General features: G+C 60.1%; 24 protein-coding genes and 2 tRNA genes. 25 read left to right on the forward strand and 1 reads right to left on the reverse strand.

Annotated features, from left to right (window positions below; genetic code table 11):
* Positions 1-116 precede the first annotated feature (116 nt).
* The 23 genes from AB8B33_RS05795 (at position 117) to AB8B33_RS05905 (ending at position 20,771) form a co-directional block, all read left to right on the forward strand.
* Positions 117-518, forward strand: a complete 402-nt coding sequence (locus AB8B33_RS05795; protein WP_113324447.1) for a (R)-mandelonitrile lyase — start codon at positions 117-119, stop codon at positions 516-518.
* A 334-nt stretch (positions 519-852) separates the two neighbouring features.
* A tRNA-Asp gene (locus AB8B33_RS05800) sits at positions 853-929 on the forward strand.
* A gap of 73 nt (positions 930-1,002) precedes the next feature.
* Positions 1,003-1,079, forward strand: a tRNA-Asp gene (locus tag AB8B33_RS05805).
* Positions 1,080-1,327: 248 nt separating this feature from the next.
* Positions 1,328-1,693, forward strand: a complete 366-nt coding sequence (locus tag AB8B33_RS05810; RefSeq protein WP_113324478.1) for an NADH-quinone oxidoreductase subunit A — start codon at positions 1,328-1,330, stop codon at positions 1,691-1,693.
* Entirely contained in the window at positions 1,684-2,268 is a 585-nt protein-coding gene (locus AB8B33_RS05815) for a NuoB/complex I 20 kDa subunit family protein (RefSeq protein WP_037096229.1), read from the forward strand. Before AB8B33_RS05810 ends, AB8B33_RS05815 begins: the two co-directional genes overlap by 10 nt.
* Positions 2,269-2,286: 18 nt before the next feature.
* Positions 2,287-2,889 carry an NADH-quinone oxidoreductase subunit C gene (locus tag AB8B33_RS05820; protein WP_007823880.1) on the forward strand — a complete coding sequence of 201 codons (603 nt, stop codon included), beginning with the start codon at positions 2,287-2,289 and terminating at the stop codon, positions 2,887-2,889.
* A gap of 67 nt (positions 2,890-2,956) precedes the next feature.
* On the forward strand, positions 2,957-4,147 hold the full coding sequence (locus tag AB8B33_RS05825) for an NADH-quinone oxidoreductase subunit D (RefSeq protein WP_113324446.1): 1,191 nt from the start codon (positions 2,957-2,959) through the stop codon (positions 4,145-4,147).
* Positions 4,147-4,419, forward strand: a complete 273-nt coding sequence (locus tag AB8B33_RS05830) for a hypothetical protein (protein WP_113324445.1) — start codon at positions 4,147-4,149, stop codon at positions 4,417-4,419. The genes AB8B33_RS05825 and AB8B33_RS05830 overlap by 1 nt, the downstream gene beginning before the upstream one ends.
* 16 nt (positions 4,420-4,435) lie before the next feature.
* Positions 4,436-5,581: an NADH-quinone oxidoreductase subunit E gene (locus AB8B33_RS05835; protein ID WP_113324444.1), complete on the forward strand. Its 1,146-nt coding sequence runs from the start codon at positions 4,436-4,438 to the stop codon at positions 5,579-5,581.
* 12 nt (positions 5,582-5,593) lie between these two features.
* Positions 5,594-6,898, forward strand: a complete 1,305-nt coding sequence (gene nuoF, locus AB8B33_RS05840; RefSeq protein WP_113324443.1) for an NADH-quinone oxidoreductase subunit NuoF — start codon at positions 5,594-5,596, stop codon at positions 6,896-6,898.
* A gap of 4 nt (positions 6,899-6,902) precedes the next feature.
* Positions 6,903-7,562 (forward strand): 5' DNA nuclease, encoded by a 660-nt coding sequence (locus AB8B33_RS05845; RefSeq protein WP_113324442.1) that lies wholly within the window; start codon positions 6,903-6,905, stop codon positions 7,560-7,562.
* A 224-nt stretch (positions 7,563-7,786) separates the two neighbouring features.
* Positions 7,787-9,868 carry an NADH-quinone oxidoreductase subunit NuoG gene (nuoG, locus tag AB8B33_RS05850; RefSeq protein WP_113324441.1) on the forward strand — a complete coding sequence of 694 codons (2,082 nt, stop codon included), beginning with the start codon at positions 7,787-7,789 and terminating at the stop codon, positions 9,866-9,868.
* 12 nt (positions 9,869-9,880) lie between these two features.
* A complete protein-coding gene (gene nuoH / locus AB8B33_RS05855; protein ID WP_007823890.1) occupies positions 9,881-10,927 on the forward strand; it encodes an NADH-quinone oxidoreductase subunit NuoH in 1,047 nt (348 codons plus the stop codon).
* Between the two features lie 37 nt (positions 10,928-10,964).
* Entirely contained in the window at positions 10,965-11,456 is a 492-nt protein-coding gene (nuoI, locus tag AB8B33_RS05860; RefSeq protein WP_037096244.1) for an NADH-quinone oxidoreductase subunit NuoI, read from the forward strand.
* Between the two features lie 142 nt (positions 11,457-11,598).
* Positions 11,599-12,216: an NADH-quinone oxidoreductase subunit J gene (locus AB8B33_RS05865; protein WP_113324440.1), complete on the forward strand. Its 618-nt coding sequence runs from the start codon at positions 11,599-11,601 to the stop codon at positions 12,214-12,216.
* A gap of 25 nt (positions 12,217-12,241) precedes the next feature.
* Positions 12,242-12,550, forward strand: a complete 309-nt coding sequence (gene nuoK, locus AB8B33_RS05870) for an NADH-quinone oxidoreductase subunit NuoK (protein ID WP_007823900.1) — start codon at positions 12,242-12,244, stop codon at positions 12,548-12,550.
* Between the two features lie 7 nt (positions 12,551-12,557).
* The gene (nuoL, locus tag AB8B33_RS05875) at positions 12,558-14,555 is read left to right on the forward strand and encodes an NADH-quinone oxidoreductase subunit L (RefSeq protein WP_113324439.1); all 1,998 of its coding nucleotides are present in this window, start codon (positions 12,558-12,560) and stop codon (positions 14,553-14,555) included.
* Complete coding sequence (locus AB8B33_RS05880) at positions 14,555-16,066, forward strand: NADH-quinone oxidoreductase subunit M (RefSeq protein WP_007823904.1); 1,512 nt, start codon at positions 14,555-14,557, stop codon at positions 16,064-16,066. The genes nuoL and AB8B33_RS05880 overlap by 1 nt, the downstream gene beginning before the upstream one ends.
* 14 nt (positions 16,067-16,080) lie before the next feature.
* Positions 16,081-17,526 (forward strand): NADH-quinone oxidoreductase subunit NuoN, encoded by a 1,446-nt coding sequence (gene nuoN / locus AB8B33_RS05885; protein ID WP_113324438.1) that lies wholly within the window; start codon positions 16,081-16,083, stop codon positions 17,524-17,526.
* Entirely contained in the window at positions 17,526-18,290 is a 765-nt protein-coding gene (locus AB8B33_RS05890; protein WP_113324437.1) for a biotin--[acetyl-CoA-carboxylase] ligase, read from the forward strand. Before nuoN ends, AB8B33_RS05890 begins: the two co-directional genes overlap by 1 nt.
* 17 nt (positions 18,291-18,307) lie before the next feature.
* A complete protein-coding gene (locus AB8B33_RS05895) occupies positions 18,308-19,978 on the forward strand; it encodes a ribonuclease J (RefSeq protein WP_113324436.1) in 1,671 nt (556 codons plus the stop codon).
* Between the two features lie 2 nt (positions 19,979-19,980).
* Complete coding sequence (gene mce, locus AB8B33_RS05900; RefSeq protein ID WP_439017191.1) at positions 19,981-20,385, forward strand: methylmalonyl-CoA epimerase; 405 nt, start codon at positions 19,981-19,983, stop codon at positions 20,383-20,385.
* Between the two features lie 110 nt (positions 20,386-20,495).
* Entirely contained in the window at positions 20,496-20,771 is a 276-nt protein-coding gene (locus AB8B33_RS05905; protein ID WP_192727455.1) for a DUF1467 family protein, read from the forward strand.
* A gap of 315 nt (positions 20,772-21,086) precedes the next feature.
* Here AB8B33_RS05905 and AB8B33_RS05910 read toward each other — a convergent pair whose 3' ends face one another.
* Positions 21,087-21,365, reverse strand: coding sequence for a hypothetical protein (locus tag AB8B33_RS05910; protein ID WP_162748094.1), 279 nt, complete (start codon positions 21,363-21,365; stop codon positions 21,087-21,089).
* On the opposite strand from AB8B33_RS05910, the gene proS reads away from it, so the two are divergent.
* Positions 21,364-22,686, forward strand: a complete 1,323-nt coding sequence (proS, locus tag AB8B33_RS05915) for a proline--tRNA ligase (protein WP_439014671.1) — start codon at positions 21,364-21,366, stop codon at positions 22,684-22,686. The two genes, AB8B33_RS05910 and proS, sit on opposite strands and share 2 nt — an antisense overlap.
* 16 nt (positions 22,687-22,702) lie before the next feature.
* Positions 22,703-24,007, forward strand: a complete 1,305-nt coding sequence (locus tag AB8B33_RS05920) for a lipoprotein-releasing ABC transporter permease subunit (RefSeq protein ID WP_310382968.1) — start codon at positions 22,703-22,705, stop codon at positions 24,005-24,007.
* The last annotated feature ends 5 nt before the right edge of the window (positions 24,008-24,012 follow it).

Genomic DNA, 24,012 nt, shown 5'->3' on the forward strand with positions numbered 1-24,012 from the left:
AGTAGCAGGCGCCGGGTAGGGCGGCAATTGCCGATGGCGCTTGGATCGCCTGCTGCGATCAAATATCCTTGTCCACGACGGCTTCAACCGCAGACGACGGAAGAACAGGAAAGATCATGGATATCAAGGCTACAGGCTCGCGCCCTTCCACGAAGGGCCAGGCCGATTATTTCACCGGCTCAGTTCGTCTCGATCCGCTCGTCGAGGCGCCGGAGCCGGCGCGCGTGCGGGGCACTCACGTGACCTTCGAGCCGGGCGCGCGCACTGCCTGGCATACGCACCCCCTGGGGCAGACGCTGATCGTTACGTCAGGCAGAGGCCTCGCTCAGACATGGGGCGGGGAAATCAGGGAAATCCGCCCGGGTGATGTTGTGTGGTTCCCGCCGGGCGAGAAGCACTGGCATGGCGCAAGCCCCGAGACCGCCATGAGCCATATCGCCATCCAGGAAGCATTGAACGGCAGCGTCGCCGACTGGCTGGAGCAGGTCAGCGACGAGCAATATGCTGGCAAGGCCTGAGGCGGCTGCCCGACTTCAGGCTCTGAGAGAGCGCATGCGATTCGAGCTTCCGTTGCGAAGCTCTGTCGCGGGCCGAGGCGTTTCAGGCATCCCCACCGCATCCGTGCGGGCTGCTTGTGGAAAACCTGACGCAACGGATATGAGGTCCGCAGGCAAAGCAGAATCGCCGATTTGCCGGGAGGATCGAGAAGGCTTTCCGAAACAATTTCAGGACTGTCATGGTTTTGTCTCCAAACCTGCTTGACACTAAAAGGCGAACCCCTTAGTTAGCCGCTCATCCCAACGGCCAGCCCGTTTGGAGAAGGTGCTCAGGCACCGGATTGCTTGAAAGAATGCGGGTGTAGCTCAGTCGGTTAGAGTGCCGGCCTGTCACGCCGGAGGTCGCGGGTTCGAGCCCCGTCACTCGCGCCATTTCAAAGCAGGCGTCAATTTGACGCCGTCTGTCCGGTTGCGTGGTATCCTCACGGTCCGAAAGGTCCAATGCGCGGGTGTAGCTCAGTCGGTTAGAGTGCCGGCCTGTCACGCCGGAGGTCGCGGGTTCGAGCCCCGTCACTCGCGCCATTTATCTCCGAAAAGCCATGCAGTTTCCGAGGGTCAGCCATGCGGCCTTCCACGACATTTGCGGATTTGTCGCGACATCGTTGCATCTGCTTGATAATGTCCGTCTCACGCTGTTCGAATAGCTTCTGTAAAAGTCTTGCGCCGGGGCTCCGGCTGCGCTAACCACGGCTTGTTGCAACGCACGTTCGCTTGCCGGGCATTTGCCCAGTTGCGCCGCCAGGCGCCGCCCGCAAGCAGGGATGAACATGATGACTGAACTGCTCAGTTCCTATATTCCGATCGCTATCTTCATCGGCATCGCGCTCGTTATCGGCCTGGCGCTTCTCATTGCGCCGTTTGCCGTTGCCTTCAAGGCGCCCGATTCGGAAAAGCTTTCGGCTTATGAATGCGGCTTCAACGCATTCGACGACGCTCGCATGAAGTTCGACATCCGCTTCTATCTCGTGTCGATTCTCTTCATCATCTTCGACCTTGAAGTCGCTTTCCTCTTCCCGTGGGCCATTTCCTTCGGCGCCATCGGCTGGTTCGGCTTCTGGTCCATGATGGTCTTCCTTTTCGTGCTGACCATCGGCTTTATCTATGAATGGAAGAAGGGAGCCCTGGAATGGGAGTAGCCCCCGCTAGCAATCAGACGCTCGTAGCGCAGCAGCCGAAGGGGATTATCGATCCCTCCACCGGCAAGCCGATCGGCAGCAACGACGCGTTCTTCGGCGAGATCAACAACGAGCTCGCCGACAAGGGTTTTCTCGTCACCTCGACCGATGAGCTGATCAACTGGGCCCGTACCGGCTCGCTGATGTGGATGACCTTCGGTCTTGCCTGCTGCGCCGTCGAAATGATGCAGCTCTCCATGCCGCGTTACGACGTCGAGCGTTTCGGCTTCGCCCCGCGTGCCTCGCCGCGCCAGTCCGACGTCATGATCGTCGCCGGCACGCTGACCAACAAGATGGCGCCTGCGCTCCGCAAGGTCTACGACCAGATGCCCGAGCCGCGTTACGTCATCTCCATGGGCTCCTGCGCCAATGGCGGCGGCTACTACCACTATTCCTATTCGGTCGTGCGCGGTTGCGACCGCGTCGTGCCGATCGATATCTACGTGCCGGGCTGTCCCCCCACGGCGGAGGCGCTGCTTTACGGCGTGCTTCTGCTGCAGAAGAAGATCCGCCGCACCGGCACGATCGAACGCTAAGGGTAAGGACAGAGAATTATGAGCGAAGCCCTTACTGAGCTTTCGTCGTACCTTTCGGAAGCGCGTGGCAACCTGATTGCCGCCTCACAGCTCAAATATGGCGAGCTGACGCTGACGACGACTGGCGATAACCTTATTCCGCTGCTGACCTTCCTGCGCGATGACGCCAAATGCGGCTTCGTCAACCTGACGGATATTTGCGGCGTCGACTGGCCGCAGCGCGAACTGCGCTTCGATGTCGTCTATCATATTCTGTCTCCGAAGCAGAACCTGCGCATCCGCGTGAAGGTGGCGACCGACGAGGATACGCCGGTTCCGTCCGCCTGCGCCGTTTATCCGGGCGCCGACTGGTTCGAGCGCGAGACCTGGGACATGTACGGGGTGCTCTTCACCGGCCACCCGGACCTGCGCCGGATCCTGACCGACTACGGTTTCGAAGGCCATCCGCTGCGCAAGGACTTCCCGACGACCGGTTTCGTTGAAGTTCGCTACGACGATGCGGCAAAGCGCGTCGTTTACGAACCTGTCGAACTGAAGCAGGAATTCCGCAATTTCGATTTCTTGTCCCCTTGGGAAGGCACGGAATATGTGCTGCCGGGCGACGAAAAGGCGAAGCAGTAAGTTTGAGGCGTGTGGCGGGCCGAAAGCCTGCTGTTCACTGACTACCTGAAAAAGCGAGCCCATCGCCATGACCGAACATAACGTCCGTAACTTCAACATCAATTTCGGGCCGCAGCATCCGGCAGCGCACGGCGTTCTGCGTCTTGTGCTGGAGCTTGACGGCGAAATCGTGGAGCGCGTCGATCCGCATATCGGCCTGCTGCACCGCGGTACCGAAAAGCTGATCGAGACCAAGACCTATCTGCAGGCCGTTCCCTACTTCGACCGCCTCGACTACGTGGCGCCGATGAACCAGGAACATGCCTATGCGATGGCGGTCGAAAAGCTGCTCGGCATCGAGATCCCGATTCGCGGCCAGCTCATCCGCGTGCTCTACTCGGAAATCGGTCGTATTCTGTCGCACCTGCTGAACGTCACGACGCAGGCCATGGACGTCGGTGCGCTGACGCCGCCGCTTTGGGGCTTCGAAGAGCGCGAAAAGCTGATGGTGTTCTATGAGCGTGCTAGCGGCTCACGCATGCACGCCGCTTACTTCCGTCCGGGCGGTGTCCATCAGGACCTGCCGGAAGAGCTCGTGCAGGATATCGGCAAGTGGTGCGACCAATTCCCGGGCAAGCTCGACGATATCGACGACCTTCTGACCGGCAACCGCATCTTCAAGCAGCGTAACGTCGATATCGGTGTCGTCTCGCTGGAAGATTGCTGGGCCTGGGGCTTCTCGGGCGTCATGGTGCGCGGTTCGGGCGCTGCCTGGGACCTGCGCCGCGCGCAGCCCTATGAATGCTACTCGGATCTCGAGTTCGACATTCCGATCGGCAAGAACGGCGACAACTACGATCGTTACCTGATCCGCATGATCGAGATGCGCGAATCGGTGAAGATCATGAAGCAGTGCGTGAACCGCCTGCTCGGTGATGCCAAGGCGGGACCGTTCTCCTCGATCGACGGCAAGGTCGTTCCGCCGAAGCGCGGCGAGATGAAGCGGTCGATGGAAGCGCTGATCCACCACTTCAAGCTTTATACCGAAGGCTATCACGTTCCGGCCGGCGAAGTTTATGCTGCCGTCGAAGCGCCAAAGGGTGAGTTCGGCGTCTACCTCGTCTCCGACGGCACCAACAAGCCTTACCGCTGCAAGATCCGCGCTCCGGGTTATGCACACCTGCAGGCGATGGACTTCATGTGCCGTGGCCACCAGCTTGCCGACGTCGCGGCCGTTCTCGGCTCGCTCGACATCGTGTTCGGCGAGGTGGACCGCTGATGCAGGCTCTGCCGCTCGCAGCCGCACTTCTTCTTTCGGCTTCCTCCGCCTTTGCGCAGGATGCCGGAAAGCTCGGCACGCCGCTGGGCCATGAGGAAGCGCAGCCGCCGGCAGAGCAATCGTCCATGGGCGATCTTTTGTCCAAGGGCTATCAAATCAAGGCCGCCGTGCCGAATGGCGGCAAGTTCGTGGTGTTTATGCAAAAAGACCAGTCGGCCTATGCCTGTGAAATGCAGTCTTTGACTGCTTCGCGGTGTGGAACGCTAAACTGACAAGGCGTGAGGAAGAATGTCCGTTCGTCGATTAGCCGAAGATCAATTCCAGCCGGCCGCATTCGCTTTCAGCGATGAAAATGCGGTCTGGGCGGAAAAGACGATTCAGAAATATCCCGCAGGCCGTCAGCAGTCCGCGGTTATTCCGCTGTTGATGCGTGCGCAGGAGCAGGATGGTTGGGTCACCCGTCCGGCGATCGAAAAGATCGCCGACATGCTGGACATGGCCTATATCCGTGTCCTCGAAGTCGCGACCTTCTATACCCAATTCCAGCTTCATCCCGTCGGCACCCGCGCTCACGTGCAGGTCTGCGGCACGACGCCCTGCATGCTGCGCGGTTCGGAAAAGCTGATGGGGGTCTGCCGCAGCAAGATCCACCAGCATCCGTTCGAGCGCAACGCCGAGGGCACGCTCTCCTGGGAAGAGGTCGAATGTCTCGGGGCCTGCGTCAACGCTCCGATGGTGATGATCGGCAAGGATACCTACGAGGATCTGACGCCGGAGCGCCTGGAAGAAATCATCGATACGTTCGCGGCAGGAAATGGGGCGAGCGTCAAGGTCGGCCCGCAGATCGACCGTCACCTGTCCTCACCCGAAGGTGGCCCGACGACCCTGCTGGACGATGTTGCTGTCAGCCGCACTGGGGTTAAGAAGGCCCCGGCTGCCGCGCCTGTCGACGGCGCGCCGGTTCCGCCCTCCGAGGCCGCTCGCCCGAAGAGCACCGATGCAGAGACCAACGCGTCGCTGAAGACGCCGGCAACGTCTCCCAAGGCATCGGCCAAGAACGCGAAGGCTGCCGAAGTTCAGCCGCTGTCCGGTACGGCTGCTTCCGAACCCGCGCCGAAACCTGTTGCTGAAGCCGTTGTAAAGCCGTCGCTGACCGACAAGAATCGCCCGGCCGGCATCGAAAAGCCCGCCGCTCCCGATGATCTCAAGATGATTTCCGGCGTTGGTCCGAAGATCGAAGCAACGTTGAACGAAATCGGCATTTTCACCTTCTCGCAGATCGCGGGTTGGAAGAAGGCCGAACGCGAATGGGTCGATGGTTTCCTGAATTTCCGCGGCCGCATCGAGCGCGATGACTGGGTCAAGCAGGCCAAGGCGCTCGCCAAGGGCGGCGAAGCGGAATATATCAAGGTCTTCGGCAAGAAGCCGCGGTAAGAGGTGTGAGATATGTTAGAAGATAAAGACCGCATCTTTACCAACATCTACGGCCTTAAGGACAAATCCCTGAAGGGCGCGATGAGCCGCGGCCACTGGGATGGCACCAAGCAGATCCTCGAAAAGGGCCGTGACTGGATCATCGACGAGATGAAGGCTTCCGGCCTTCGCGGACGTGGCGGCGCAGGCTTCCCGACGGGTCTCAAGTGGTCGTTCATGCCCAAGCAGAGCGACGGCCGTCCGCATTACCTCGTCGTGAATGCCGACGAATCGGAGCCCGGCACCTGCAAGGACCGCGACATCATGCGCAACGATCCGCATACGCTGATCGAAGGCTGCGTGGTCGCAAGCTTCGCCATGGGCGCCAACGCTGCCTATATCTATGTGCGCGGTGAATATATCCGCGAGCGCGAAGCGCTGCAGGCCGCAATCGATGAATGCTATGATGCCGGCCTTCTCGGCAAGAACAACAAGCTCGGCTGGGACATGGACATCTTCGTCCATCACGGCGCCGGCGCTTATATCTGCGGCGAAGAAACCGCGCTGCTCGAAAGCCTTGAAGGCAAGAAGGGCCAGCCGCGCCTGAAGCCGCCATTCCCGGCCAATATGGGTCTCTATGGCTGCCCGACGACGGTCAACAATGTCGAATCGATCGCCGTTGCCCCGACCATCCTGCGCCGTGGTGCCGGCTGGTTCTCGTCCATCGGCCGTCCGAACAACGTCGGCACCAAGCTCTTCATGCTCTCCGGTCACGTCAACAAGCCGTGCACCGTAGAAGAGAGCATGGGCATCACCTTCCGCGAACTGGTGGACAAGCACGCCGGCGGCATCCGCGGCGGTTGGGACAACCTGCTGGCCGTCATTCCGGGTGGCGCATCGTGCCCGATCGTTCCGGCCAAGGACATCATCGACTGCCCGATGGACTTCGACGGTCTGCGCGCCGTCGGCTCCTCCTTCGGCACGGCCGCCTCGATCGTCATGGACAAGTCCACCGACGTCATCAAGGCGATCGCCCGTATCTCGGCCTTCTTCAAGCATGAGAGCTGCGGCCAGTGCACGCCGTGCCGCGAAGGCACCGGCTGGATGTGGCGCGTGATGGAGCGTATGGCACGCGGCAACGCCCAGAAGCGCGAAATCGACATGCTGTTCCAGGTCACCAAGCAGATCGAAGGCCACACCATCTGCGCGCTCGGCGATGCCGCCGCATGGCCGGTGCAGGGTCTGATCCGTAACTTCCGTCCGGAAATCGAAGCCCGCATCGACCAGTATACGGCCAGTGCGCTCGATCACGGTGCGGTTCTGGAGGCGGCAGAGTAAGCGCATGACGACCAAGGCATCCGATAGCAAGGTGGGAGAAGGGGCAGCCGATTTCGCGGCTGACTTCGGCCGTCTTGCTGCCGGCATGCTGGAAAATGCGCGTGCGATGCCCGTTCATCCGCTGATGGCGCATCAAGCTGCGGCATTTGCCGCAGCCACGGCGATCGGTTTCGGCATTTCCACGCAGATGGCCGGCGTCTTCTTCGGCGCGCTGCAGGGAGCATTCGAGACGGCGAACATGGCAGCCGCAGCGCTCGACGAAACGCCGCCGGATGAAGAAACGCCTGAGATGGCCATCCGTCCGGAGAATATTCGCCGCCCGGCTGAAACGGCTATGCCGGTTCGCAAGGCTGTAAAGCCGAAGCTGACGGTGGTTTCCACCAGGGCCCCGACGGTAGAAACTGTAAAGCCGACGGTTGCCAAGGCGAAGCCGGCCGCAAGGTCCAGGAAGGTTGACGACCTGAAGCTGATCGCCGGCATCGGTCCGAAGCTGGAGCAGGTGCTGAACAAAAGAGGCATCCGCACCTTTGCTGATATCGCGGCATGGAGCGATGCCGACGTTGCGAGCCTGGACGCCGAACTCGGCTTCGATGGCCGCATCCTGCGTGACGACTGGGTTGGCCAGGCCAAGGTCCTGGCGACACGGGGTCGCAGGAAGAAATAGGTTTCCGGCCGCAGGCGATGGCCGGAAGAATGGCATATTGATCGACGGGGCAGGGGCTCCGGGTCGTGGTGCCGATGGCGGGTTTCGGGTCTCGGAACCAGCGAAAGAGAATTTGGGCAATTCCGGCGCCAGGACGGACGAAATGTCTGTCTTGGCAATATGGATGTTGCAAAAATAGGTTTGTTTGCCGGTGCCCGGCGAATGGGAAACAGGACTGAGTGACGATGGCAAAACTGAAGATTGACGGTAACGAGATCGAAGTTCCGGATCATTACACGCTGATTCAGGCGTGCGAAGAGGCCGGTGCTGAAGTTCCGCGCTTCTGCTTCCATGAGCGTCTGTCGGTTGCCGGCAATTGCCGCATGTGCCTCGTCGAGGTCAAGGGCGGTCCGCCGAAGCCGCAGGCTTCCTGCGCCATGGGCGTGCGCGATATCCGCGGCGGCCCGAACGGCGAACTGCCTGAAGTCTTCACCAACACGCCGATGGTCAAGAAGGCCCGCGAAGGCGTGATGGAATTCCTGCTGATCAACCATCCGCTGGATTGCCCGATCTGCGACCAGGGCGGCGAATGCGATCTGCAGGACCAGGCCATGGCCTTCGGGATCGACACGTCGCGCTATCAGGAAGACAAGCGCGCCGTCGAAGACAAGTATATCGGCCCGCTCGTCAAGACCGTCATGAACCGCTGCATTCACTGCACGCGTTGCGTCCGCTTCACGACGGAAGTGGCCGGCATTTCCGAACTCGGCCTGATCGGCCGCGGCGAAGACGCTGAAATCACCACCTATCTCGAGCAGGCCATGACCTCCGAGCTGCAGGGCAACGTTGTTGACCTCTGCCCGGTCGGCGCGCTCACCTCCAAGCCCTTCGCCTTCACGGCCCGTCCGTGGGAGCTGAACAAGACCGAATCGATCGACGTCATGGACGCTGTCGGTTCGGCAATCCGCGTGGATACCCGCGGCCGCGAAGTCATGCGCATCCTGCCGCGCGTCAACGAGGCGGTGAACGAAGAGTGGATCTCCGACAAGACCCGTCACGTCTGGGACGGCCTGAAGACGCAGCGCCTCGACCGCCCTTACGTCCGCAAGGACGGCCGCCTGCAGCCGGCGAGCTGGGGCGAAGCCTTCGGCGCCATCAAGGCTGCCGTATCGGCAACGTCGGGCGAAAAGATAGGCGCGATTGCCGGCGACCTCGCTTCGGTTGAAGAAATGTATGCCCTGTCCGAACTGGTAAAGTCGCTGGGTTCCGGGAACCTCGACTGTCGCCAGGATGGGGCGGCACTTGATCCGTCGCTCGGCCGTGCAAGCTACCTCTTCAATCCGACTATATCAGGCATCGAACAGGCCGACGCGCTGCTTATCGTCGGTGCGAATCCGCGCTTTGAAGCCGCCATCCTCAATGCCCGCATCCGCAAGCGTTTCCGTCGCGGCGGCTTCCCGATCGGTGTGATCGGTGAGGGCGGCGAGATGCGCTATAAGTATGATTACCTCGGCGCAGGCCCCGATACGCTGAAGGACATTCTCGACGGCGGCCACGCCTTCGCCGAAGTCCTCTCCAAGGCTTCCAAGCCGATGATCATCATCGGTCAGGGCGCTCTGACCCGCACGGATGGCGCAGGCGTTCTCGCAACCGCCGCCAAGCTCGCCGTCAATGTCGGCGCGATCGCTGAAGGCTGGAACGGTTTTGCGGTGCTGCACACCGCGGCGTCGCGCGTCGGCGGCCTCGACCTCGGCTTCGTGCCGGGCGCCAAGGGCGCCAATGCCGCCGAGATGCTGAAGGCCATGGACGTGCTCTTCCTGCTCGGCGCCGACGAACTCGACTTCTCGACCAAGGCTGCGAAGTTCACCGTTTATATCGGCTCGCATGGCGATAACGGCGCACATGGCGCCGATGTCATCCTGCCGGCTGCTGCCTACACCGAAAAGTCCGGCACCTGGGTCAACACCGAAGGCCGTGTCCAGATGGGCAATCGCGCCGGTTTCGCACCGGGCGACGCCCGCGAAGACTGGGCGATCATCCGCGCCCTTTCCGACGTGCTCGGCAAGAAGCTTCCCTTTGATTCTCTCGGCGAATTGCGCAGCAAACTCTATGCGGCATTCCCGCATTTTGCGGCCATCGATGAGATCACCGAAGGTGATAGCGCCCAAATTGCCGCACTGGCGAAAAAAGCCGGTAAGATGAACAAATCCGGGTTTGCGTCGTCGGTCAAAGACTTCTATTTGACGAACCCGATAGCGCGCGCCTCGGCTGTCATGGCCGAGTGCTCGGCATTGGCCCGCAACAATTTCAAAGTCGCGGCAGAGTAAGGGCAGGAACTCATGGATTCTTTCTTCTCGACCTATGTCTGGCCGGCGATCATCATGATCGGTCAGTCACTGCTGCTGCTCGTCTGCCTGCTGGTCTTCATTGCTTACGTCCTTCTTGCCGACCGCAAGATCTGGGCTGCCGTCCAGCTGCGCCGCGGTCCGAACGTCGTCGGCCCCTTCGGCCTGTTCCAGTCCTTCGCCGACCTTCTGAAGTTCGTCTTCAAGGAGCCGGTCATTCCGGCCGGCGCCAACAAGGCGGTCTTCCTGCTCGCCCCGCTCGTGACCGTGCTTCTGGCGCTGTCGACCTGGGCGGTCGTGCCGCTTGCTGACGGCTGGGTGGTTGCCAACATCAATGTCGGCATCCTGTACATCCTGGCGATCTCCTCGCTCGAAGTTTACGGCATCATCATGGGTGGCTGGGCTTCGAACTCGAAGTATCCGTTCCTCGGCGCGCTGCGCTCCGCCGCACAGATGGTGTCTTACGAAGTCTCGATCGGCTTCGTCATCGTTACCGTTCTTCTCTGCGTCGGTTCGCTGAACCTGACTGACATCGTCAATGCCCAGCGCACCGGCCTCGGTACGATGCTCGGCCTGCCGAACTCGTTCCTCGACTGGCACTGGCTGGCGCTGTTCCCTATGTTCATCGTCTTCTTCATCTCTGCGCTCGCCGAGACGAACCGCCCGCCTTTCGACCTTCCGGAAGCAGAATCCGAACTCGTCGCCGGCTTCATGGTCGAATACGGCTCGGCTCCGTACATGATGTTCATGCTCGGCGAATATGCGGCCGTCGTGCTGATGTGCTCGCTGACGACGATCCTCTTCCTGGGTGGCTGGCTGCCGCCGGTTGATTTCTGGCTCATCAACTGGGTGCCCGGTATCATCTGGTTCATGCTGAAGTCGTGCCTGGTGTTCTTCATGTTCGCCATGGTCAAGGCTTTCGTGCCGCGTTACCGCTACGACCAGCTCATGCGTCTCGGCTGGAAGGTTTTCCTTCCGCTGTCGCTCGCCATGGTCGTCATCGTTGCATTCGTGCTGAAACTGACGGGATGGGCAGGCTGATGTCCAACCTCGTTTCCGGCAAAATTGGAGATTGAAGATGGGAAGCCTGTCCGCCTCCATCAACTCGCTTTTTCTTAAGGAATTCGTCGGCGCCTTCTTCCTGTCGATGCGCTATTTCTTCAAGCAGAAGGCGACGATCAATTACCCCTTCGAAAAGGGTCCGGTCAGCCCGCGCTTCCGCGGCGAGCATGCACTGCGCCGTTATCCCAACGGTGAAGAGCGCTGCATCGCCTGCAAGCTGTGCGAAGCGATCTGTCCCGCTCAGGCGATCACCATCGAAGCCGGCCCGCGCCGCAATGACGGCACGCGCCGCACAGTGCGTTACGACATCGACATGGTGAAGTGCATCTACTGCGGCTTCTGCCAGGAAGCTTGCCCTGTTGATGCGATCGTCGAAGGCCCGAATTTCGAATTCGCCACCGAAACCCGTGAAGAACTCTACTTCGACAAGCAGAGGCTCCTCGAAAACGGCGACCGGTGGGAGCGTGAAATCGCCCGCAACATGGCGATCGATGCGCCGTATCGTTGATTGAAATTTGAAATGCCGCGGGAAGAGCACTCTTGCTCACCGCGGTCAACATGCACCGGGGCTTTGCCGGCGAAAGCTGTGCGAAGTCCTATCGGGCAGGGAAACTCCCGGCTGCCCGGGGGAAGATGAAAAAGGCACCAACATGGGTCTGCAGGCTCTATTTTTCTATCTTTTCGCCTTTGTCGCGATAGCGTCGGCGTTCATGGTCATCTGGGCGAAGAACCCGGTTCACTCGGTTCTGTTCTTGATCCTGGTGTTCTTCAATGCAGCGGGTCTCTTCCTGTTGCTGGGTGCCGAATTCCTGGCGATGATCCTGCTCGTCGTCTATGTGGGCGCGGTCGCTGTTCTCTTCCTCTTCGTTGTGATGATGCTCGACATCGACTTCACCGAGCTTCGCGCCGGTGTTCTCGAATATGCGCCGATCGGCGCGCTGATCGGTCTCATCCTCGCAGCCGAACTCATCGTCGTCATCGGCGGCAGCTCGATCTCGCCCGAGATTGCCAAGACGGTCGCCATGCCGATCCCGGCACTGACCGAACGCACCAATACGGCGGCTCTCGGCGATGTGCTCTATACGAACTACGTCTACTTCTTCCAGATCGCCGGTCTGATCCTGCTGGTCGCCATGATCGGCGCGATCGTGCTGACGCTGAAGCATCGCACCAATATCAAGCGGCAGAATATTTCCCGCCAGGTTGCCCGCACGCCTGCGACCGCCGTCGAGGTGATCAAGGTCAAGCCGGGCCAAGGCGTGAGCTGAGCCGAGAGGTCAAGGAGCAAAGAACATGGTCATCGGACTTTCCCACTATCTCACGGTCAGCGCCATCCTCTTCACGATCGGCATCTTCGGCATCTTCCTGAACCGGAAGAACATCATCGTCATCCTGATGTCGGTCGAATTGATCCTGTTGTCGGTCAACATCAACATGGTCGCCTTCTCGTCGTTCCTCAACGACATCGTCGGCCAGGTGTTCGCACTGTTCATTCTGACTGTTGCTGCTGCTGAAGCGGCGATCGGTCTCGCAATTCTCGTTGTCTTCTACCGCAACCGCGGTTCGATCGCGGTCGAAGACGTCAATATGATGAAGGGCTGAGCGGCTCATGTTCCTCTATAAGGCTATCGTCTTCCTTCCCTTGATCGGTGCGATCATTGCCGGCTTCTTTGGCCGTGCGATCGGCGCCAAGGCGTCGGAATATGTCACCAGCGGCCTGATGATCATCGCCGCCATCCTGTCCTGGGTCGTCTTCTTCACGGTTGCGCTCGGCCATCCGGAAGGCGTGATCAAGGTCGAGGTTCTGCGCTGGATCCAGTCCGGCGGCATCGACGTCTCCTGGTCTCTGCGTGTCGATACGCTGACCTCGGTCATGCTGATCGTCGTCAATACGGTCTCGACCCTGGTGCACGTCTACTCGATCGGGTACATGCACACCGATCCGCATCGCCCGCGCTTCTTCGCCTATCTGTCGCTCTTTACCTTCGCCATGCTCATGCTGGTGACCGCCGACAACCTCGCCCAGATGTTCTTCGGCTGGGAAGGCGTGGGTCTCGCCTCATATCTGCTGATCGGCTTCTGGTACAAGAAGCCCTCGGCATCGGCGGCTGCAATAAAGGCCTTCATCGTCAACCGCGTCGGCGACTTCGGCTTCGTGCTCGGTATTGCCACCGTCTTCGTGCTGTTCGGCTCGATCAACTTCGACACGATCTTCGCCAATGCTTCGACCTTCGCTCCGGCGGAAGGCGGCGGTGAAGCCGGTGAAGTGATCCTGAACCTCTTCGGCATGCATCTCGACAAGGCGCATGCGCTGACCGGCGCCTGCCTGCTGCTCTTCATGGGCGCAATGGGTAAGTCGGCGCAGTTCCTGCTGCACACCTGGCTGCCGGATGCCATGGAAGGCCCAACCCCGGTATCCGCACTCATCCATGCCGCAACAATGGTGACCGCCGGCGTCTTCCTAGTCGCCCGCATGTCGCCGCTTTTCGAACTGTCGCCGGACGCACTCGTCGTCGTGACGATCATCGGCGCGATCACTGCCTTCTTCGCGGCGACCGTCGGCCTTGTGCAGAACGACATCAAGCGCGTCATCGCCTACTCGACCTGCTCGCAGCTCGGCTACATGTTCGTCGCCCTCGGCGTCGGCGCCTATGGCGCGGCGATCTTCCACCTCTTCACGCACGCCTTCTTCAAGGCTCTGCTCTTCCTTTGCGCCGGCTCGGTCATCCACGCCGTCGATGGCGAGCAGGACATGCGTCATATGGGTGGTCTGTACCCGCATATCAAAGTTACCGGCGGCCTCATGATCATCGGTACGCTCGCGATCACCGGTGTCGGCATCCCCTTCACCCCGATCGGTTTTGCAGGCTTCTTCTCCAAGGATGTCATCATCGAGGCTACCTATGCGTCGCATTCGCCGGCTGCGGGCTTCGCCTTCACGCTGCTCGTTATTGCGGCACTTTTCACGAGCTTCTATTCCTGGCGCCTGATCTTCATGACCTTCTTCGGCAGGCCGCGCGCTTCGCATGAAGTCATGCATCACGTCCATGAATCGCCGCAGGTCATGCTGGTGCCGCTCTACATCCTGGCGATCGGCGCGGTCGTCGCGGGCGTGCTCTTCGAAGGCCGTTTCTACGGCGAGGAATATGCCGAGTTCTGGAAGGGCGCACTCTTCACTGGTGCCGAGAACGAACTGGTGGAAGAATTCCATCACGTCCCGGCCTGGGTCGGCCTCAGTCCCTTCATCGCCATGCTGCTCGGTTTCGTTACCGCCTGGTACATGTACATCAGGTCGCCGTCGACGCCGCGCAAGCTCGCCGAGCAGCACCGTGTGCTCTACCAGTTCCTGCTCAACAAGTGGTACTTCGACGAGCTCTACGACTTCCTCTTCGTGCGCAGCGCCAAGGCGCTTGGCAACTTCCTCTGGAAGAAGGGTGATGTCGGCGTCATCGATACCTACGGTCCGAACGGCATTGCCGCCCGCGTCGTCAACGTTACCGACCGCGTCGTGCGCCTGCAAACCGGCTACCTCTATCACTATGCCTTCGCGATGCTGATCGGCGTTGCAGCGCTCGTTACCTGGATGATGCTCGGGAGTTCCTTCTGATGACCGATTGGCCTATTCTTTCAACGGTCACCTTCCTGCCGCTCGTCGGCGTGGTGCTCTTGTTGCTGATGAACGGCGAAACCGAGAACGGCCGCAAGAACGTGCTGTGGATTTCGCTGATCACCACGGTCTTCACCTTCATCCTCTCGCTCTTCATCTGGATCGGTTTCGACAACGCCAATCCGGGCTTCCAGATGATCGAGCAGCATAGCTGGCTCGGCACCGGTATCGGCTACCATGTCGGTGTCGACGGCATCTCCATGCTGTTCATCATCCTCTCGACCTTCTTGATGCCCTTCTGCGTGCTCGCAAGCTGGCTCTCGATCGAGAAGCGCCTGAAGGAATACATGATCGCCTTCCTCATCCTTGAAGTGATGATGGTCGGTGTCTTCGTCTCGCTCGATATCGTTCTCTTCTACGTCTTCTTCGAAGGCGGCCTCATTCCGATGTTCCTGATTATCGGCGTCTGGGGCGGTGCGAACCGCGTCTATGCGAGCTACAAGTTCTTCCTCTACACGCTGCTCGGCTCGGTGCTGATGCTGCTCGCCATCATGGCCATGTACTGGCAGGCCGGCACGACTGACATCACCGCGCTGCTGGCCTACAAGTTCCCGCCGGCAATGCAGACCTGGCTGTGGCTTGCCTTCTTCGCGTCCTTCGCGGTGAAAATGCCGATGTGGCCGGTCCATACCTGGCTCCCCGACGCACACGTCCAGGCGCCGACGGCCGGTTCCGTCATCCTGGCAGGCGTGCTTCTGAAGCTCGGCGGCTACGGCCTGATCCGCTTCTCGATCGGCATGTTCCCGGTCGCTTCGGATCATTTCGCGCCGCTCGTGTTCGCGCTGTCCGTTATCGCTATCATCTACACCTCGCTGGTCGCGATGATGCAGGACGACATCAAGAAGCTGATCGCCTATTCCTCGGTCGCTCACATGGGCTACGTGACCATGGGCATTTTCGCGGCGAACGCTCAGGGCCTGCAGGGTTCGATCTTTCAGATGCTGTCGCACGGCATCGTCTCGGGCGCGCTCTTCCTCTGCGTCGGTGTCGTCTATGACCGTACCCACACCCGCGAGATCGCGGCTTACGGCGGTCTGGTCAACAACATGCCGAAATATGCCGTGGCCTTCATGGTCTTCACTATGGCCAATGTCGGCCTGCCGGGCACTTCGGGCTTCATCGGCGAATTCCTGACGCTGATCGGTGTCTTCCGCGCCAACACCTGGGTTGCGCTCTTTGCCGCCACCGGTGTCATCCTCTCGGCTGCCTATGCGCTCTGGCTTTATCGCCGGGTGATCTTCGGTGCGCTGGAGAAGGAAAAGCTGAAGGCTCTGCTCGACCTTTCGCCGCGTGAAAAGGTCATCCTTTATCCGCTGGTCGCGCTCACTATTTTCTTCGGCGTCTATCCGGCTCCGGTCTTCGATGCGACCGCAGCTTCGGTAGACCATCTGATCAACAGCTATTCGGCCGCAGTGCAGGCAGCGCAGAATGTTGCGCTGTCGATGAAATGACGGGACTTTAGGACATGACTGCTGAAACAATCTCCCTGAGCCTGTACCTGTCCGCGCCGGAAATCATCCTCGCGATCGGTGCCCTTCTGCTGCTCATGATCGGCGTTTTCTCGGGCGAGCGGTCCGGTCCGCTCGTCAGCGCGCTGGCGATGATCGTGATTGCCATCTCGGGCCTGTGGCTGATCTTCGTTCCCGGCGACGGCCTTGCCTATGGCGGCGTCTATCTCGCCGACGGCTTTGCACGCTTCATGAAGGTGCTGGCCCTGATCGGTTCTCTGGTCGCGCTGTTCATGTCGATGGGTCATGCGCGGGAAAACCAGCTCGACAAGTTCGAGTTCCCGGTTCTCCTGGTGCTCTGCACGCTCGGCATCATGCTGATGATCTCGGCAAATGATCTGATTGCGCTCTACCTCGGCCTCGAACTGCAGTCTCTGGCGATCTACGTCATCGCTGCGATCAACCGCGACAGCCTGAAGTCGACCGAAGCCGGCCTGAAGTATTTCGTCCTTGGCGCGCTTTCCTCGGGCATGCTGCTCTACGGCATGTCGCTGGTCTACGGCTTCACCGGTCACACGCATTTCGCCGAGGTTGCCCAGGCGCTCACGGTCGAAGGAGCACGCTCGCTCGGCCTGATCTTCGGCCTCGTCTTCATCCTCGCCGGCATCGCCTTCAAGATCTCGGCCGTTCCGTTCCACATGTGGACGCCGGACGTTTATGAAGGCGCGCCGACCCCGGTCACTGCCTTCCTGGCGAGCGCACCGAAGGTTGCCGCCATGGCGATGATGACCCGTATCGTCATCACCGCCTTCGAGCCGGTGCTGACCGACTGGCAGCAGGTCATCGTCTTCATTTCGATCGCTTCCATGCTGCTCGGTTCGTTTGCCGCCATCGGCCAGAAGAACATCAAGCGACTGATGGCCTATTCCTCGATTGGTCACATGGGTTATGCACTGGTCGGCCTCGCAGCCGGCAACCAGACGGGTGTCACAGGCGTCATACTCTACATGGCGATCTACATGGTCATGACCCTCGGCTCCTTCGCCATCATCATGTCGATGCGCCGCAAGGACGGTACGGTTGTCGAGAATGTCAGCGATCTCGCCGGCCTGTCGACGACGAACCCCTTCATGGCTGTCGTGCTGACCGCACTGATGTTCTCGCTTGCCGGTATCCCGCCGCTCGCTGGCTTCTTTGCGAAGTACTTCGTCTTCGTCGCCGCCATCGAAGCCAAGCTCTATGCGCTTGCCGTCATCGGTGTCCTGGCTTCGGTCGTCGGCGCTTACTACTACCTGCGCGTCATCAAGCTGATGTGGTTCGATGAGGCGACCGGCGAGTTCGCCCGCGTTTCCGGTTCGCTGCGCCTCGTCTTCGGTCTCTCCGGCCTCTTCGTCGCTGCCTATGTTCTCATCGGCGGTCCGATCGGTGGTGCGGCAGAGCTCGCTGCGGCAACGCTGTTCTGATGGCTTCCGACAAGCGGCGCCGGATATCGCTCGGCGATATCAGGCACGAGGCCTTGTCGGATACGTCGTCGACCAACACGGAATGCCTTGCCCGGGCTCGGGCAGGGGATGGCGGTCTGCTCTGGGTGACCGCCGAAAGACAGACCGGCGGCCGCGGCCGTCGGGGCCGTCCCTGGGTTTCCGAGCGCGGCAATCTCTACGCCTCCCTTCTTCTGATCGATCCGGCGCCTATGGAGCGCCTTGCCTCCCTGCCGCTGGCAATCGCGGTCGCCGTGCATCAGGCGATCCGAAGCGTGTTGCCGCCGGGCGCCGAGCCGCTGGAAGTGAAATGGCCGAACGATATCCTGATCGGCCGCAAGAAGACCTGCGGCATCCTCGTGGAAGGCGAACGGCTGGCGGATGGTCGCCATGCCGTGGTGATCGGTATCGGCATCAATGTATCCGTCATGCCGGACAACCCAATCTATCCGGTGACCTGCCTGCGTGATCAGGGAAGTGCGGCTTCGCCCGAAGAACTCTTCGCCCACCTCTTTGCGTCGATGACCGAAGTGCTGGATATCTGGGACGAGGGGCAGGGTATAAGCGAGGTCACGGCGCTATGGCGTGCGGTTGCATGCGGCATTGGCGAAAAGATAACCGTGAATCTGCCCGACAGGTCGATTTCAGGATATTTCGCCGGAATAGATGATAATGGCCTGTTGATGCTCGATACCGGCGCAGGCAGGATAATGCCGATTGCGGCCGGCGATGTATTCTTTGGATAGTGGAAAAAACAAACATTATGGCGAAACAGGACGAACTGGTATTTCTGCCCCTGGGCGGCGTCGGCGAGATCGGCATGAATCTCGCGCTGTACGGCTACGGCCCGGCGGATCATCGCCAGTGGATCATGGTGGATTGCGGCGTAACCTTTCCGGGGCCGGATCTGCCGGGTGTCGATCTCGTCCTGCCGGATATCCGCTTCCTTGCCAATGAGCGCAAGAACCTCAAGGCGATCATCATCACCCACGCCCATGAGGATCACTATGGCGCGCTCGCCGATCTCTGGCCGGGCCTCAACGTGCCGGTCTATGCCTCGCCCTTCACGGCCGGCTTGCTGGAAGCCAAGCGCAATTTCGAGAAGGATGCGATCGGCGAAGTACCGGTGACGATCTTCAAGGCCGGCGATACGATCAATGTCGGCCCCTTCAGCATCGAGGGTGTCGCCGTCAATCACTCGATCCCCGAGCCCATGTCGTTGGTGATCCGCACGCCGCTCGGCAATGTCATCCACACCGGCGACTGGAAGATCGACCATGAGCCGTCGCTCGGACCGCTGACCGACGAGGCGCGCTTCCGTCAGATTGGCGATGAGGGCGTGCTGGCGTTGCTCTGCGACTCCACCAATGCGCTGCGTGACGGCGTTTCGCCCTCCGAGAAGGATGTCTCGGAGAGCTTGCGCAAGATCATCGAGAATGCCGAAGGACGTGTGGCAATTACCACCTTCTCCTCGAATGTCGGCCGTATCCGCACTGTCGCCGAAGCCGCCGAAGCCGCCGGTCGCGAAGTGCTGCTGCTCGGAAGCTCGCTGAAGCGTGTGTGCGACGTTGCTCAGGACATCGGCCTGCTGGAAGGCGTAAAGCCCTTCATTTCCGAGGAAGATTACGGCTTCATCCCGCGTGACAAGGTCGTGGTGATCCTCACCGGCAGTCAGGGCGAGCCGCGCGCTGCCCTTGCCAAGCTCTCCCGTGACGAGATGCGCAATGTGGCGTTCACCGCCGGCGATATCGTTGTCTTCTCCTCGCGTGCCATCCCCGGTAACGAGAAGGCGATCCAGGACATCAAGAACGGTCTGGTGGAGCAGGGCGTTCACATCATTACCGACACAGAGGCGCTGGTGCATGTCTCCGGCCATCCGCGCCGCAACGAGTTGCAGAAGATGTACGAGTGGACACGGCCGAAAGTCGTTGTGCCCGTGCATGGCGAGGCAACGCATCTGACGGCGCATAAGGAGCTTGCCGAACAGTCGGGCATTCCGACGGTGCCGCGCGTGCGAAACGGTGATGTGTTGCGGCTTGCACCGGGACCGGTCGAGGTGATCGACGAGGCGCCGCATGGCCGCATCTACAAGGATGGGTCACTGATCGGTGACTTCGATGAGATGGGCATCGGCGAGCGCAAGAAGCTTTCCTATGTCGGCCATGTCGCCCTGAGCATCGTGCTCGACAGCCGCTACGACATCATCGGCGAGCCCGATCTCGTGGCGATCGGCCTGCCGGTCTATGACGACGAGGGCGAGGATATGGAAGATGGGTTGTTCGACGCCGCGATCGGGGCGTTCGAGAGCATTCCACGCGCCCGCCGGAAGGATATCGACATGGTACAGGAGGCTCTGCGCCGCGCCGTGCGCGCTGCCGCCAATCATACCTGGGGCAAGAAGCCTCTCGTCACGGTCTTCATCACCAGGGTCTGATGATGCTTGGCCGGGTGAACCATATCGCCATCGCCGTGCCTGATCTGGCCGCCGCAGTCGCGAGCTATCGCGACACTCTGGGGGCAGCGGTCTCGCAGCCGCAAGCACTACCGGCGCATGGCGTGACGGTCGTTTTCGTGGAACTGCCGAATACCAAGGTGGAACTGCTGGAGCCGCTCGGTGAAGCCTCACCCATTGCGGCCTTCCTCGAGAAGAACCCGTCGGGCGGAATGCACCACATCTGCTACGAGGTCGCCGATATCCTCGCCGCCCGCGATCGGTTAACGGCATCGGGGGCGAGGGTGCTTGGCAATGGCGAGCCGAAGATTGGCGCGCATGGCAACCCGGTGCTTTTCCTCCACCCGAAGGACTTCTTCGGTACATTGATCGAGCTGGAACAGGTCTGAAGCTCTGCGTCAGAGTGACCTAAACTGTTCACCGCCTTTGAACTCGCGGCCATTCCGCCTTATAAGCAGCCAAAACCTGCCGCCAAGGCACCATATCGACGGGAACCAAGATGTTTCAGGCCTTCCTCCAGGGATTCGCAGTCTATTTCATCATCTGGTGGATCACGCTTTTTGCCGTACTGCCGATCGGCCTGCGCACCCAGGCGGACGATAATGATGTTGTGCTGGGCACCGTGCCGAGCGCCCCGACCCGTTTTCGTCCGGTTTTTGTTTTTTCGCTGACGACGCTCGTTTCAGGTGCAATTTATGGCTTCTGGTATATCTGCTCGACCTATTTCGGTCTCGGCTTCGATGCACTTCCACAAATAGGGCCTAGCTTCTATTAGGGATGGCTTTTGCTCAATCTTTGAGCAGATGTAAATGCAACCGCGAAAAATCTGTCATACGTACGTCACGCAAGTGAGGCAAAGAGCTTGCGTAACGGAAGGCGAGCTTACTTAACGAAAGGCGAGCTTGATTTTTCAGGAATGGTGGAAGCCGAAAAAGCAAAAAAAAACAAGGCTAAAAGCCTTGTTTTAATTATCGCGTGATCCTTAACCGTTACCGGGGCAGCGACGAGCGCGCCTAAGATCTGATCCTCCCAAGACTTGACCGCGAGTTCGGCAAGAATTTAACCTTCCTGCCTGTTTTGTGAGCTAAAGCTAGCTCAAAGATTGTGCTTTGTCATTAGCTTTTTTTGCATTTTTGCTACACTCACGCAAAATTTTTCTGTTGACAAGATTTGCCTTCAAGCCCTTATAAATACGCGCTTTTTCGCGCCTGCTCAATTTGTGGGCGCTAACATGCGTCTGCGGGAGGCAGCTGGCACCGGTCGCGGGTTTCCTTCCTGCCGCGAAGCGGCTATGAACGCTCCCATCTTTAACAAATGCCGTCGATTCCGCTTGGGTAAGCGGCGTCTCAACTGTACCGGAATCCGCCATGCGTCTGTCCCGCTTTTTCATACCCATCCTGAAGGAAAACCCCAAGGAGGCGGAAATCGTCTCTCACCGGCTGATGCTGCGCTCCGGCATGGTGCGCCAGCAGTCCCAGGGCATCTATTCCTGGCTGCCGCTCGGCAAGAAGGTGCTGGACAAGGTCAACAACATCATCCGCGAGGAGCAGAACCGCGCCGGCGCCATCGAGCTTCTGATGCCGACGCTGCAGTCGGCCGAGCTCTGGCAGGAGAGTGGCCGTTACGACGCCTATGGCAAGGAGATGCTGCGCATCAAGGACCGTCAGGACCGTCCGATGCTCTACGGCCCGACCAACGAAGAAGTGATCACGGATATCTTCCGTTCCTCCGTGAAGTCCTACAAGGACCTGCCGCTCAATCTCTATCATATCCAGCTGAAATTCCGTGACGAGATCCGTCCGCGCTTCGGCACCATGCGCTCGCGCGAATTCATGATGAAGGACGCTTACTCCTTCGACTTGACGCGCGAAGGTGCGGAACATTCCTACAACAAGATGTTCACCGCCTATCTGCGCACCTTCGATCGTCTCGGCCTGCGCGCCATTCCGATGCGCGCGGACACCGGCCCGATCGGCGGCGATCTCAGCCACGAGTTCATCATTCTTGCCGATACCGGTGAGTCTGAAGTCTTCTGCCACAAGGATTTCGTCAATTTTGACATTCCCGTGGAAAATACGGATTTCGATAGCGTTGACGGCCTGAAGTCGATCTTCGACAGGTGGACGTCGCTTTATGCCGCGACCTCCGAGATGCATGACGAGGCCGCCTTCAACGCCATTCCGGAAGGCGAGCGTCTTTCTGCGCGCGGCATCGAAGTCGGTCATATTTTCTACTTCGGTACCAGGTATTCCGAGCCGATGGGTGCGAAGGTCCAGGGTCCCGACGGCAAGGAACATACCGTTCACATGGGTTCCTACGGTATCGGCCCGACACGCCTTGTTCCCGCCATCATCGAAGCATCGCATGATGAGAACGGAATCATCTGGCCGGAGTCGGTCGCGCCCTTCGATGTCGTGGTCATCAACATGAAGGCCGGCGACGAAGCCTGCGACGGCACCTGCGAGCTGATCTACGCGGCGCTGACCAAGGCCGGCAAGGATGTGCTCTATGACGACACGGACGACCGTGCCGGCACCAAGTTTGCGACCGCCGACCTGATCGGCGTGCCGTACCAGATCATTGCCGGTCCGCGCGCGGTCGCGAATGGCGAAGTGGAAGTGAAGGACCGCAAGACTGGCGCCCGCGAGACGATGACCATCGAGGCGGCGATTAACAGGTTCGTGGCTTAAGAAAGACGGAGGCGAAATGGCAGAGGCAGCATTGGACCGGAGTTCCAAATCCGGCTTGGGTCCGGCTGGCAAGCCATTTTCCACCTTCGAACGCCTGGTGGCGTGGCGTTATCTGCGCGCCCGCCGCAAGGAAGCGTTCATTTCGGTGATTGCCGGCTTCTCCTTTGTCGGCATCATGCTGGGCGTTGCGACGCTGATCATCGTCATGGCTGTTATGAACGGGTTCCGCACGGAACTCGTCTCCCGCATCCTCGGTATCAACGGCCACATGATCATCCAGCCGGTCGATGGTCCCTTCACCGACTATGCCGACCTCGTGAAGAAATTCGAGGCGGTGCCCGGTATCAAGATGGCGCTGCCGCTGGTCGAGGGCCAGGTGCTGGCTTCCTCGCGGACGGGCGGCAGCACCGGTGCGCTGGTGCGCGGCACGCGCGCCGAAGACCTGACCAAGCTCAAGGCAGTATCCGACAATATCAAGTCCGGCGACATGGTAGGCTTTGCTGCAGGCGACAGCGTTTTGATGGGCACGCGCATGGCCGACCAGCTCGGCCTGCGGGTCGGTGACCTGATTACGTTGACGTCACCGGAAGGTGATGTGACGCCGATGGGCGTCAATCCGCGCATCAAATCCTACAAGATCTCCGGTCTCTTCGAGATCGGCATGTCGGAATACGATTCCTCGATCATCTATATGCCGCTCGAGGAATCGCAGCTTTATTTCAATGCCGACGGGCTGGTGCAGTCGATCGAACTCTTCGTCAATAACCCCGACGATATCGACAATCTGAGGCCCAAGGTGGAGGAGGCGGCCGGTCGGCAGATAGCCATCACCGACTGGCGTCAGCGCAACCAGACCTTCTTTTCCGCCCTGCAGGTCGAGCGCAACGTCATGTTCATGATCCTGACGCTGATCGTGCTCGTCGCAGCGCTCAACATCATCTCCGGCCTCATCATGCTGGTGAAGGACAAGGGCAGCGATATCGCGATCCTGCGCACCATGGGCGCGAGCGCCGGCGCAATAATGCGTATCTTCTTCATGACGGGAGCTGCAATCGGCATTGTCGGCACGATCGCTGGCGTGCTGCTCGGCGTGCTCGTCTGCATCAACATCGAGTCCATCCGCCAGTTCTTCTCATGGGTCTCTGGCACGGTGCTTTTCGATCCGCAGCTCTACTTCCTGAGCCAGCTTCCGGCGGAAATGGATGTGAGCGAAACGGTGTCCGTCGTCATCATGGCGCTGACGCTCTCCTTCATCGCGACGATCTTCCCCGCCTGGCGCGCCTCCCGCCTCGACCCCGTCCAGGCCCTTCGTTACGAATAGGGCCG

It is taken from the genome of Rhizobium sp. 768_B6_N1_8 (assembly GCF_051811225.1).
Taxonomy (GTDB): Bacteria; Pseudomonadota; Alphaproteobacteria; order Rhizobiales; family Rhizobiaceae; genus Rhizobium.